This is a genomic window from Enterococcus sp. DIV1059_2 (assembly GCF_051713685.1).
Classification (GTDB): domain Bacteria; phylum Bacillota; class Bacilli; order Lactobacillales; family Enterococcaceae; genus Enterococcus_D; species Enterococcus_D casseliflavus.
This window is the reverse complement of sequence record NZ_JBIOQK010000001.1, coordinates 1,805,377-1,817,229: the sequence shown is the minus strand read 5'-3', so window position 1 is coordinate 1,817,229 and position 11,853 is coordinate 1,805,377. Positions and strand designations below refer to the sequence as shown.

Sequence of the window (11,853 nt, the reverse complement as noted above, 5' to 3'; positions counted from 1 at the left end):
AAATGAAAATCAATGAGTTGATGCTGAAAGATGCCATGATTATGGACTTACAAGCAACAGACAAAAAAGGTGCCATTGATGAAATGGTAGCAAAATTATATGCTGTCGGACGAATTTCAGATATCGAGGTCTACAAAGAAGGAATTCTTGCCCGAGAAGCTCAAACATCAACAGGGCTAGGTGACGGCATCGCAATGCCTCATGCCAAAAACAGTGCGGTCAAAGAAGCAACGGTCTTATTCGCAAAAAGTAATGCGGGTGTTGACTATGAGGCGTTAGATGGACAACCAACGTACCTCTTCTTTATGATCGCAGCACCAGAAGGAGCAAATGATACTCATTTACAAGCATTAGCAGCGCTATCTCGCTTGTTGATCGATCCAGACTTCGTTGCTAAATTAAAAACAGCGACGACTGCTGATCAAGTACAGCAACTTTTCTCAGAAGCTGAGGCACAGCAAGAAGCCGATGCTTTAGCAGAAGAAGCGGCAAACCAAGAAGCAGCACCCGCTAGCGAACGTCCCTATATCGTCGCAGTTACAGCTTGCCCGACAGGAATCGCCCATACCTACATGGCAGAAGATGCTTTGAAAAAGAAAGCCAAAGAGCTGGGTGTTGACATCAAAGTCGAAACAAATGGTTCAGAAGGAATCAAAAATCGTCTAACAGAAGCTGATATCGCCCGAGCTACTGGTGTAATCGTAGCTGCTGATAAAAAAGTAGAAATGGATCGCTTTGACGGCAAACATTTAGTAAACCGTCCTGTCAGTGATGGTATCCGTAAAACCGAGCAATTAATCAATGAAGCAATGAGCGGTACTGCTCCTGTTTTTCATGGTAGCGGCCAAGCTTCTGATAAAGAGGACGCTTCTGCTGATGGTTCAGTCGGTCAACGAATCTATAAAGATTTGATGAATGGTGTTTCTCATATGCTGCCATTTGTTATTGCCGGTGGAATCATGATCGCTATTTCCTTCATGGTGGACCAGTTCATGGGTGTCCCTCAAGATGCCTTGAGTCAATTAGGAAACTACAACCAAGCAGCTTCTTGGTTCAATCAAATCGGTAGCGCGGCATTTGGTTTTATGCTACCTGTCTTAGCTGGATTTATCGCTTCAAGTATAAGTGACCGACCTGGATTGATCGTCGGTTTTGCAGCAGGTGCGTTAGCAAATACAGGTGGTGCTGGTTTCTTAGGTGCCTTGATCGGCGGTTTCTTAGCTGGTTACGTCATCAAGTTCTTACGTTCATTATTCAAAGGCTTACCAAAATCATTAGAAGGAATCAAAACGATCCTCTTCTACCCTGTTTTCGGCCTATTGATCACTGGCTTCTTGATGTTACTGATCAACGTGCCAATGAAAGCTATCAACGACGGTTTGAACAGCTTCTTGACTGGCTTAAGTGGTACCAACGCAGCTTTACTTGGCGCTTTGTTAGCAGCGATGATGGCAGCCGATCTAGGCGGCCCAATCAACAAAGCCGCTTATGTTTTTGGTACTGCAACATTGGCAACGACCGTTGCTGAAGGTGGTAGCGTCGTGATGGCATCTGTAATGGCGGGCGGAATGGTTCCTCCATTAGCAATCTTTGTCGCAACGTTATTGTTCAAAAATAAATTTACAAAAGACCAAAAAGAAGCAGGTTTGACAAATATCGTCATGGGGCTGTCCTTCGTCACAGAAGGTGCGATTCCATTTGCAGCAGCAGATCCACTGCGAGCGATCCCAAGCTTTATCGTCGGTTCTGCCCTGACTGGTGCACTTGTCGGTGCCTTTGATATCCAATTGATGGCGCCACATGGTGGGATCTTCGTTGTCCTATTATTATCTAAACCAATTTTGTTCTTGCTATTCATCTTGATCGGTGCGATCGTTTCTGGCGTCGTATTCGGTTTGTTGAAAAAAGCGCCTGAGCAAACAGCTTAATTGAAAAGACCCACAAGATCCTCGTGATCTTGCGGGTCTTTTTCATTCTTGATTGGTAAAAAGCTGCTGCTCGACTAGCTTTTGGGTGTTCATAAAATACACTCGTAGTTTTTTCCCATCCTTCTTTAGATTGACCCATGTATATTTGCGCGTGCGGTGCAGATAGCCAAAATGAACATCAGGCATGGCCGCTTTCAAAGCATCTAGCGGTAAGTGCTTCAAAGCAGTCTCTGGCAAATAAAATTGCAGGCAAGCAGTATAGTCTTTAAAACGATCCTCTGAATATTCAATCTCAAGATGACTACGAATATAGAATGAATAAGCCTCTACCCCATCGTCTATCGTTAGTTCTGGCTTTAATACGATATAATCCATCATGCGCAACCGCTCTTGATCCACCCAAGGAAAATACGCTTGGGCATTCAGATACCCTTTCACTCGCCGCTCTTGATACTCTTCGTTCACGAGGTCGAAGCTTCTGGTGACAAAATGTGTCGCGCTGCGTTTTGTTGTTGGCTGCAGTCGATCATTTTGGTATTGAATGGTTTGGATCAAGTGATCGCCAAAGGCATATTCAATATATGGTTCTCTCAAAATACCCACCCCGTTATCCCAAGTCAATTGATCGATTCCAGTTTGATCGCGAAACAATCGCTGGTAGGATAGGTTCAATTCGTGATCCCACTGGAAAGGATCTCGATACAATTCCACCATCACAACCCCTTGGTCTCTTACCTGCACTTGCTCCACCTGCTGCGCATCAGTAATGATCACCTGAGGAATGATATGTGCGTAGAATGCCGAAAAGTACATGCGCCAGCAAGAAGTCAGTGTATAGCCATTGTAAAAGACGTCGTAACCAGAAAACTGATTGCAGTCGATGACGATTTCTTGTTCAAAATTTTTCCGCTTCGGTAACGCGTTGATTTCAGCAATCGATTGAAAATTTTGCCTTTTCTCGATTCCCTCGACGTTATGCATCAAGTACTCATCATATGAACGCAAATAGCCGAACAAGCCCTCTCTTTGCATCGTTTCATCGAAGTAACTTAAAATCACGGGTTTTTGCGTGGAAAATACGTCTTTCGTAAACAGGTGCCGTTGTAAAACAGCCTCTTGAATAATATGGATACTGGACTCATTTTGGCCGTCCGTCACAATCAATTCCGTATTGATTTTTTCAGGGGCGCTATGCAGTAGTTGACTGACCTCATCCAAATCATAAGGTTTCTTTGCTTGCTGATTGTAGTAGTATTCCGTCGGCTGATAGCTAAGACGAACCAAAGCGAACCAATTTTCAATCAACAAACGCAACTGTGCTGCTTCCATTTGGGTTGATTGTAGAAAGCCATAGATTTTTTCAGTTTTGATCATCGCTACCCCTCTTTTCTATCCCCTTTCTTTAATTATAGTAAAGGGGGAAACGATTGAACACTATTTCGCTTTTTTTTGATGAAATCTACCACCGTTCGTGGTAAACTTAAGGCGCTTGGAGGTGAACCTATGGGCTTAAAATTCCAACGAGAAGACTCGCTAGATAAAATGTTTGATGATTTTGCCTTTCTTCCCGATAACGACAAAGACAAGAAAAAGCAGGAAAACGATATTGAGCGTTTCTTGAAAAACGAATCTGATGAAAAGAAAAAAACACAACCTAAAGATAGTAAGAAAGCAGACTAATAAAAAAGGCAAAGGACGCGTCAGTCCCTTGCCTTTTTTTACTTGTCGAAATAGAAAATGAGCCACTGAAGCTACATAAGTTCAACGATCAGAATCATCATCTAAAGGTTTTCTTATAGCTCTTCATACAACATGCTTTGACGTAATCGCACCAAGCCAATGGTCAACAAGCAAAGAATAAAAAAGATGGTTGCTAAGATCGTCATCACGAAGATCACCACAAAAATCGGTGAGCTTGTAAAACGAATCATTGGTTCAAAGATAGTGGTTTTAATCAAGTCAGGGATCTCTGAGACTAAGAGCTGTTGAATCGCTTGGTTAAAATCTTCCGTGGTTGAATTTGCGGGTAAAACAGCCATAAAGCTCCCTACACCATAATTAGCAACCCCAATCCAAGCAATTGCGACATTTGCTAGAGCGAGCCAGCCAATGCCAAGATTACCAACAACGATCGAGCCGACAGCAAGATTGCCAATCCCAACTAAAAAGCCAAAACAGAGGTTCCCTATTGCAATGACACCGGTGCTGACTGTCCCAATTCCCAACATTCCGAAGGACAATAAGCCAATCGATAAAAAGCCTAAACTGACAACCCCCAAAGCAATAACCCCTTTGGCTTTGACACCAAGGCTAAACCAGCCGCTGGCAGTTGGTAACTCTTTCATTAGAACAAAAAACTCTCGAACGCTCGTCACTTGATTCAGTAATAAGAATAAATTAGGAATCAAAATGTGCATTAATGGAAGCCGCAGAACCGTCCGTTCACTTTTGTATTCATAATAGTAGGTTTCTTTCTTTTCTTTCAATAGGTCTTCCACTGGTGTGCCTAATAAATCGGCTAGACGGACCAATGTCTCGATGTCTGGCAACCCATTTCCTCGTTCCCATTTTGAAATGGCCTTATCAGAAACAAATAACCTCGCAGCTAATTCCTTCTGTGTTAAATTATGTCTTGATCGATACTCTTTTAATTTTTTACTTAATGATTCATGCATTCGACCACACCTCCTTGTTACAAGTTTAACAAATAACAAGAAGATTTTCGCTAAAATGGAGCAAATTCAGCACTCTACGCTGCGTAGAATAGCTTAAATCAGCTGATTTCCAATGTAAAATGAGAAAAACCGAAGCAAAGGACTTTCTTGCTTCGGTTTCCTAAATGATACTTATTTTATTGCTGCTTCAATCGCTTTCCAAGCTTCTTCTTTTCCTTGTTTGGTAATGGAAGAAAAGAGGATAAACGTATCTGCTGGATCAAAGGATAATGCTTTTTTGATCATGCTTTCATGCTTGTTCCATTTCCCACGAGGGATTTTGTCTGCTTTGGTGGCGACCACGATCACTGGAATCTCGTAGTATTTCAAAAACTCATACATTTGAATATCTTCTTGTGAGGGGGCATGACGCAAATCAACAAGAGATACGACTGCACGCAGTTGCTCTCTTTGTTCAAGATATGTCTCAATCATTTTCCCCCATTTCGCTCGCTCTGTTTTCGATACTTTTGCATAGCCGTAGCCGGGGACATCGACAAAATGCAGCGTATTTTCAATCAAATAAAAGTTCAGCGTTTGCGTCTTCCCAGGTTTTGATGAGGTACGGGCTAAATTTTTACGATTGATCAATGTATTGATGAAGGATGACTTTCCGACATTTGAGCGGCCTGCTAAGGCAATCTCCGGTAAAGGTGTAGCTGGATATTGTGCTGGAGAAACGGCACTGATGACGATTTCAGCATCATGTACTTTCATCGAATCGCTCCTTTCTATTTTTTTCAAAAAGAAAGCCGGATAGCAATGAAACTATCCGACTTGGTCTCGATTAGACTGCTTTTTTGGTCTCTTCATTGTAAATGATTTTTGGTTCACCAAGTCCTTTTGCCGCTTCTTCCGTGATGGTGACTTTTTGGATCGACTCATCAGAAGGGACATTGAACATGACATCCATCATGATATTCTCGATGATCGAACGCAACCCACGAGCACCGGTATTTCGCTCAATGGCTTGCGCAGCAATGGCACGCAAAGCCTCTGGCTCAAATTCCAGCTCGGTGTCATCTAATGCCATTAACTTTTGGTATTGTTTGACCAGCGCATTTTTTGGTTCAGTCAAAATATGCACTAAATCATCTACTGTTAATTTCTCTAGCGCAGCCATCACTGGCAAGCGGCCAATAAATTCAGGAATCAAACCGAATTTAAGCAAGTCTTCAGGAATGATTTGCTGCATCACGCTTTCGCCTTCTTCAAGGCGCTTATTGTTCGTGCCAAAACCAATTGTTTTTTCACCTAAACGGTTTTTAACGATGGTTTCGATTCCGTCAAACGCCCCACCAACGATAAAGAGAATATTGGTGGTATCAATTTGGATCATCTCTTGATGTGGATGTTTTCGTCCACCTTGTGGCGGTACACTAGCAGTCGTTCCTTCTAGGATCTTCAGCAATGCTTGCTGCACACCTTCACCGGATACGTCACGAGTAATCGATACATTTTCACTCTTACGGGCGATTTTATCGATCTCATCAATATAGATGATTCCTTTTTCTGCCATTTCTACGTTATAATCAGCAGCTTGTAACAGTTTCAAAAGAATGTTTTCCACATCTTCACCGACATAGCCGGCTTCTGTCAAACTGGTTGCATCAGCGATTGCAAAAGGCACGTTTAGTGAACGTGCTAACGTTTGTGCCAAAAATGTTTTCCCAGAACCTGTTGGTCCGATCAAGCAAATATTGCTTTTTTGTAATTCTACATCTTCTGCTGTCGTTTCTACATTGACCCGTTTGTAGTGATTGTAAACCGCCACAGCCAATGTCCGTTTCGCACGATCTTGTCCAATCACATATTCATTGAGAACATTCAGTAGTTCTTGCGGTTTCGGCACTTCGGTAAATTCACGAATTGCTTCTTCGTAAAACTCTTCATCAATGATTTCTTTACACAAATCGATGCATTCATTACAGATATAGACCCCAGGACCTGCAACGATCTTTTTCACCTCTTCTTGCGTTTTGCCACAAAAAGAACAACGAACAGCTTCATTACCGTTTGTATTATCGTACATACTGTTCACCCCTTGAAAATTTTCCAACCTATTTAAAGGAGTGGAATTTTGTTTACTAACTTTGCAGTCTTAAACAATCATATCATAACTTTTTTGAAAGAAAAAGTTCTTTTTACGTTGCCTAACGTTTTCTTATCATTTGTTAGTAATTGTTAAACTAGCCCCTCTTACTCCCAAGAAAAAACGGCAAACACCGCTAGATGTTCGCCGTTTTTAAGCATTTTGCTTACGCTTCTTTTGCAGTACCTGTGACAAGTTCAACTGCTTTCTTCATCGTGATATCATGTTTCAACATGTCTTCTGTTAAGACGCGTTTGATTTGATCCACTGGCATGTTGTAAGCTTCAGAAAGTTCTTTGATTTCGTTTTCGATATCTTCTTCTGTTGCTTCCAAACCTTCTGCTTTAGCGATTGCTTCAATAACAAGGTTTGTTTTCACGCGGGTTTCTGCTTCACCTTCAAATTGTGTGTGCAGATCTGCTTCAGTTGAACCAGTTAATTGATAATACATTTCTGGTGAGATTCCTTGACGTTGCATGTTGTTCAAGAATTCATCCATTGAACGGTGTACTTCATCATGAACCATTGAATGTGGTAATTCAACGATTTCTGCGTTTTCAACTGCTTGACGGATCGCAGCTTCATCTTTTGCATCTTCAGCTGCTTTTTCTTTTGTTTCAGTCAATTCAGCACGGTATTTTTCTTTTAATTCAGCTAATGATTCAACGCTGTCATCAACGTCTTTTGCGAATTCATCATCTAATTCAGGAAGTTCTTTTGCTTTTACTTCGTGAACAGTTACTTTGAAGACTGCTTCTTTACCAGCTAAATCTTCTGCTTGATAATCTTCTGGGAAAGTAACGGTAACGTCTTTGCTATCACCAGCTTTTGTTCCTACTAATTGTTCTTCAAAACCAGGGATGAATGAGTTTGAGCCAAGTTCAAGTGAGTAGTTTTCACCTTTGCCGCCTTCAAATGTTTCTTCCCCTAAGAAGCCTTCAAAGTCGATAACGACTGTGTCGCCATTTTCAGCTGCTTCGTCTTCTTTGATAACTAATTCAGCTTGCGCTTCTTGTTCACGTTTGATGCGTGCATCCACGTCTTCTTCTGTGACTTCACGGTCTTGTTTTTCAACTGTTAATTCTTTGTAATCACCAAGTTTTACTTCAGGTTTTACAGTAACTTCTGCTTTGATAACCCAATCTTGGCCTTTTTCCATGCTGTCAACGTCGATTTTTGGTTGCGCAACAGGATCGATCCCTGCTTCTTTTACAGCAGCTTCATAAGCTTCTGGAAGAACAGCGTTCAATGCATCTTCATACAACGCTTCTTCGCCGTACATACGGTTAAATACTTGGCGTGAAACTTTCCCTTTACGGAAGCCAGGTACGTTAAGATTGCCTTTCACTTTATTGAATGCAGTCGTCAAGCCTTTTTGGATTTCTGCTTGAGCGATCGTAAATGTCAAAACACCATCATTGGTGCCTGTTTTTTCCCATTTTGCAGTCATTTATTTCCCTCCGAATATTAATTGATTTACATATGAAATAGCTTCATGCATACCTTTAAATAGTACACTAACGTTGTTTAATTGTAAACATTTTACCATGAAAGTTGCGAATTTTTCTTTCAGCGAATGCTCAATCGTAGGATATTGCGTAGGTGTCGTTTGCGTTCTTCTATTTCATTCACTGCTTTTGGCTGTTCTTTTTCTTCAAATAACCCACGATAATCTTCAATGTAGCTTGCCACCCATGCTTTTGCCTCCTCTTTTGCAGGTAAAAATGGGTAGCTGATGGCTAAATGATCATTGATCTCTGCTGAGACGCTTTCTGCTAAAATCGGATCTTCTTGGGCGATCGTTTCGTCAATCTCTTTCTGGATCGCTTTAACAGCGGCATCTTCTTGCAAAAGTTTTAACTCTTTCGGAACGATTTGCTGCATATTCCCAAGGTAATCGATCAGTTCAAAAGGTTCGTCCACTTCAAGACGCACGAGCTCATCCACTAATTTGGGCAGTAAATATGGATTTTTGATGGAAGCTAACGTTTCATGCATCAGCGTGACAAATTGTGGTTTGGTAATGGCTTGGGTAAAAACGTGCCATTCTGTTGCACTCACCGGTTGATTGGCTTCATCTAATGCACGTAAATGCTTGCGTTTCCCATGAAAATCTTCCAGCCCTAAAATTTGCTGCACTTCTTCTACCTTTGCTAATTCACTTGCTAACTGTTCCTGATAGCGGCTTGCAATTTTTGTTTTTTTACCTAATGTAAGCCAGCGCCGAGCTTTTAAATACTGACCATCCAAGATCAGCAGATGACCAATTTGTAAATACCCGTCGGTTTCTTTTAAATAGTCATCCAAATAGTCTTCCGCCAGATCTAACGCTTTGGCAAAATCATTCAACTGCTGCAGACATTCAACCAGCCATTGATTGATCTCAAAACTGGCATTTTTTTGATAGAGTTCATTGTACAGGCGAAAAGCTTGCAAAAACTCCTTTGACTGGTAGGCTTTTTCTGCCGCCAGCCGAAGCCGTTCATTTGGTCCTGGGAAATCAATCGTCTCACCCATTCTCGATCCCTCCTTTACTACTTGCTTGATCTGCTACTTAGTTTTGTGCGCCAATCATTACGTGATTGGCATCCACTTGTTTATTGAAAGCTTTGATCAGATTAATGGTCACCACACTGGTTTCTGCAAAATAATCCGCAGCCTGCTGCTTATTTTTATTAAAGGCGATCGGTAAATAACCAAGATAAAAGAAAAGATTAAATTGTAATACGTAGCGTCCGCAAAGCTCGCGAATCAACACAGTTTGCCAGCTGAGTTCTTCCTCTACAAAAGAAACCACTCGAATGCCAAAAAGCATTTTTCCAATCGTTTGACCATGATTTAGCTTTGTCATTAGAACAAAATAGCCTAGATAGATTGCTAAGGCACAGATGTTGTAAAGGCCGAACCGCTGATTGGTTGCCGTTAAATTCGCTAGATTGTAGATACTACCGATCGTTATTTGGGTAATCGCTCGGATCACCAACACATCAACGAGATAAGCAAAGAAACGAATCCAAAACCCAGCAAAAAAGTAGCTAGGAAAATCATTGAAGAACCGTTTGTCTTCTGCCTGTTTTTCAGGTTCTTCATACCGTTGCCAGGCTTGTTGTTTTTCCTCGATCTCGCTTTGGGTATACTCTTCTTCTTTAAAAGACGTTAAGACTTGTTGGTAAAAATCATCGGGATGATTTACTTGTGCGTTCCTCATCGCTTTGTTGGCACTTACTGGTTCGGTTGTTTCTGAAACCTGCGCTTCAGTTGGCACATCCGTATGACCGGTTGACGGTGTCGAGGTTTCCCGCTGTTCCCTTTGATCGATTGACGTACTTGTGTGATTGTCATCCGTTGACGATGTGCCAGCGGAATACTTGTTTTTCTCTGTCATAGTCATTCACCTCCATAGTAATAAAGAGGTTTCGGAGCATCGCTGGTTCCAAGGCTTTCCATCAATTGGATCACTCGCTCTGTGTTTGATTCTTTTAATCCTTGCAGTTCGGCTAAACTTGAACCTAACCAAGTAGAAGCAAATCCAGTAGAGGAAACATCATAGCTGAAAATCTCGGCATCTTCCAAGCCTAGATCTGCTTGCATTGCTGCTAATGTATCTTCAGGAAAACCGATTTCATCCACTAAACCAACGGACACTGCTTGCTGCCCATCATAGATGCGGCCATCAGCGATCTTTCTAACGGCTTCTTCTGTCATGCCACGTCCTTCTGCTACGATTTTTACGAACCGACCATAGGCATTGTCGACATAGGTCTGCAAGACTTCCTTGTCGGCTTCTGTGGGTTCTCTCGTTGATGAACCTACATCTTTTAGTGCGCCACTTTTATACGTATTGTCTTCGATCCCTAGCTTTTCGAATAAGCCAGCATAGTTTAGCCCTGACATGATCACCCCGATTGAACCAGTAATGGTTTCATCCGTTGCAAAAATTTTATCAGCACCTGCCGAGATATAATAACCGCCACTGGCTGCCATGTTTTTCATACTGACATACATTGGAATCCCTAACTCTTTGATTTTTGCTAACTCACGAGCGATCTCCGCACTTTCATAGACGCCGCCTCCTGGGGTATTGACTTCCATCAAGATGCCCCCAATAGTTGGATCTTCTTGGATCATCCGTAGTTCTTCTAAAAATCGCTGATGATCATAAGATTCTGTTGTGAATAAGCCACCACTGGAGCTGCTGGCGATGGTTCCTTCTAAAGATAAGCGAACAATACGATTGTCTTGATCTCCGGCAACTAACGTTGTCTCTTCGATCGCATTACTTCCATAGAACAAAGCATTTAACCCTTGTAGCGTCTGAGTTTCCTCTTGCTCTGGACGATTTGTGATTACTGAAAAAACCCCCGAGCAGATAAATAACCCTGCTGCGATCGCCGCTGCGATCCATCTTCTTTTATTCATTTTCCCACCTAACTTTTCACCTTTCCCATTTTTAGTATAGGTTTTTGATGACGATCACTGCTTCTTCGTCTCCAACCGCATCAAATTTCTCGCTTTTTTCAGCTAAGACGTAGCCACCAAAAAATTCCTTTGTCAGTTCATCCTGGACTTCGAATGTTTGCGCGGTTTCCACGGTGACTGATCCAGGCAAAATTTCTTGCAAGCTGTCCCAGCCCGTATCCAACATGACCTTTGTTTCATCTGTGACATTAGGATCTTTTTCTATCGCAGCTACCATTTTCTTTAGCTCTGAAAAAGTCATACAATTTACAAATTCTGGCATTTCATTCCCTCACTTTCTTACTTTTTTATTGTAGCGAACTTAAAAAAAAAAGCATAGCTTTATGAGGAAATTTCTTGGGAATCTTATTCGACAAAGCTATGTCAGCTGTTTTGATTTCCTTTAAATAGGTTCAAATCAACCTTACCAATAACTATACCAATTATTTTTATATAACTTTGAGTTGACAGAAACAGGAATAAATATTATGATATTGCTTGTATTTCTATAAAATATCTCACAAGGAGGATAGATAGACCAATAAGGATAGCGCCTGATCTGGAAACAGATGACGAGGAAAGAGTTTATCGAAATATTCGGCGGATGACTCTAGGGACTGCACTCTACAGGCAAGAACAAATCTCATCGTAAGGTGATGAC

General features: G+C 41.6%; 11 protein-coding genes. 2 read left to right on the top strand and 9 right to left on the bottom strand.

Features of this window, described 5'->3' with window-relative positions; translation table 11 throughout:
• Positions 1-2: 2 nt before the first annotated feature.
• A complete protein-coding gene (locus IGI72_RS08415; RefSeq protein WP_010748178.1) occupies positions 3-1,928 on the top strand; it encodes a PTS fructose transporter subunit IIABC in 1,926 nt (641 codons plus the stop codon).
• A 42-nt stretch (positions 1,929-1,970) separates the two neighbouring features.
• Here the strand turns inward: IGI72_RS08415 and IGI72_RS08410 are convergent, their stop codons facing one another.
• Positions 1,971-3,302 (bottom strand): hypothetical protein, encoded by a 1,332-nt coding sequence (locus tag IGI72_RS08410; RefSeq protein WP_438753834.1) that lies wholly within the window; start codon positions 3,300-3,302, stop codon positions 1,971-1,973.
• Positions 3,303-3,431: 129 nt separating this feature from the next.
• Here IGI72_RS08410 and IGI72_RS08405 point away from each other — a divergent pair, with 129 nt between their 5' ends.
• The gene (locus IGI72_RS08405) at positions 3,432-3,608 is read left to right on the top strand and encodes an SPJ_0845 family protein (protein WP_010748176.1); all 177 of its coding nucleotides are present in this window, start codon (positions 3,432-3,434) and stop codon (positions 3,606-3,608) included.
• A gap of 113 nt (positions 3,609-3,721) precedes the next feature.
• Here the strand turns inward: IGI72_RS08405 and IGI72_RS08400 are convergent, their stop codons facing one another.
• The 8 genes from IGI72_RS08400 to IGI72_RS08365 form a co-directional block, all read right to left on the bottom strand.
• Positions 3,722-4,603: a helix-turn-helix transcriptional regulator gene (locus IGI72_RS08400; protein WP_428214419.1), complete on the bottom strand. Its 882-nt coding sequence runs from the start codon at positions 4,601-4,603 to the stop codon at positions 3,722-3,724.
• 171 nt (positions 4,604-4,774) lie between these two features.
• Positions 4,775-5,359, bottom strand: coding sequence for a ribosome biogenesis GTP-binding protein YihA/YsxC (gene yihA / locus IGI72_RS08395; RefSeq protein ID WP_005225967.1), 585 nt, complete (start codon positions 5,357-5,359; stop codon positions 4,775-4,777).
• 70 nt (positions 5,360-5,429) lie between these two features.
• Positions 5,430-6,674: an ATP-dependent Clp protease ATP-binding subunit ClpX gene (gene clpX, locus IGI72_RS08390; RefSeq protein ID WP_010748174.1), complete on the bottom strand. Its 1,245-nt coding sequence runs from the start codon at positions 6,672-6,674 to the stop codon at positions 5,430-5,432.
• A 226-nt stretch (positions 6,675-6,900) separates the two neighbouring features.
• Positions 6,901-8,184, bottom strand: coding sequence for a trigger factor (tig, locus tag IGI72_RS08385; protein ID WP_005225965.1), 1,284 nt, complete (start codon positions 8,182-8,184; stop codon positions 6,901-6,903).
• A gap of 119 nt (positions 8,185-8,303) precedes the next feature.
• Positions 8,304-9,251: a hypothetical protein gene (locus IGI72_RS08380; RefSeq protein WP_015509612.1), complete on the bottom strand. Its 948-nt coding sequence runs from the start codon at positions 9,249-9,251 to the stop codon at positions 8,304-8,306.
• A 37-nt stretch (positions 9,252-9,288) separates the two neighbouring features.
• Positions 9,289-10,119: an RDD family protein gene (locus IGI72_RS08375; RefSeq protein WP_428214420.1), complete on the bottom strand. Its 831-nt coding sequence runs from the start codon at positions 10,117-10,119 to the stop codon at positions 9,289-9,291.
• 2 nt (positions 10,120-10,121) lie between these two features.
• Complete coding sequence (gene sppA, locus IGI72_RS08370) at positions 10,122-11,153, bottom strand: signal peptide peptidase SppA (RefSeq protein ID WP_005225962.1); 1,032 nt, start codon at positions 11,151-11,153, stop codon at positions 10,122-10,124.
• Between the two features lie 31 nt (positions 11,154-11,184).
• Positions 11,185-11,475, bottom strand: a complete 291-nt coding sequence (locus IGI72_RS08365) for a hypothetical protein (RefSeq protein ID WP_005225961.1) — start codon at positions 11,473-11,475, stop codon at positions 11,185-11,187.
• Positions 11,476-11,853: the final 378 nt, after the last annotated feature.

Coding starts and splice junctions, on each gene's coding strand:
- IGI72_RS08410 (WP_438753834.1), bottom strand. CDS start 3,302: ATGATCAAAACTGAAAAAATCTATGGCTTTCTACAATCAACCCAAATG.
- sppA (WP_005225962.1), bottom strand. CDS start 11,153: ATGAATAAAAGAAGATGGATCGCAGCGGCGATCGCAGCAGGGTTATTT.
- clpX (WP_010748174.1), bottom strand. CDS start 6,674: ATGTACGATAATACAAACGGTAATGAAGCTGTTCGTTGTTCTTTTTGT.
- IGI72_RS08365 (WP_005225961.1), bottom strand. CDS start 11,475: ATGCCAGAATTTGTAAATTGTATGACTTTTTCAGAGCTAAAGAAAATG.
- yihA (WP_005225967.1), bottom strand. CDS start 5,359: ATGAAAGTACATGATGCTGAAATCGTCATCAGTGCCGTTTCTCCAGCA.
- IGI72_RS08415 (WP_010748178.1), top strand. CDS start 3: ATGAAAATCAATGAGTTGATGCTGAAAGATGCCATGATTATGGACTTA.
- IGI72_RS08380 (WP_015509612.1), bottom strand. CDS start 9,251: ATGGGTGAGACGATTGATTTCCCAGGACCAAATGAACGGCTTCGGCTG.
- IGI72_RS08405 (WP_010748176.1), top strand. CDS start 3,432: ATGGGCTTAAAATTCCAACGAGAAGACTCGCTAGATAAAATGTTTGAT.
- IGI72_RS08375 (WP_428214420.1), bottom strand. CDS start 10,119: ATGACAGAGAAAAACAAGTATTCCGCTGGCACATCGTCAACGGATGAC.
- IGI72_RS08400 (WP_428214419.1), bottom strand. CDS start 4,603: ATGCATGAATCATTAAGTAAAAAATTAAAAGAGTATCGATCAAGACAT.
- tig (WP_005225965.1), bottom strand. CDS start 8,184: ATGACTGCAAAATGGGAAAAAACAGGCACCAATGATGGTGTTTTGACA.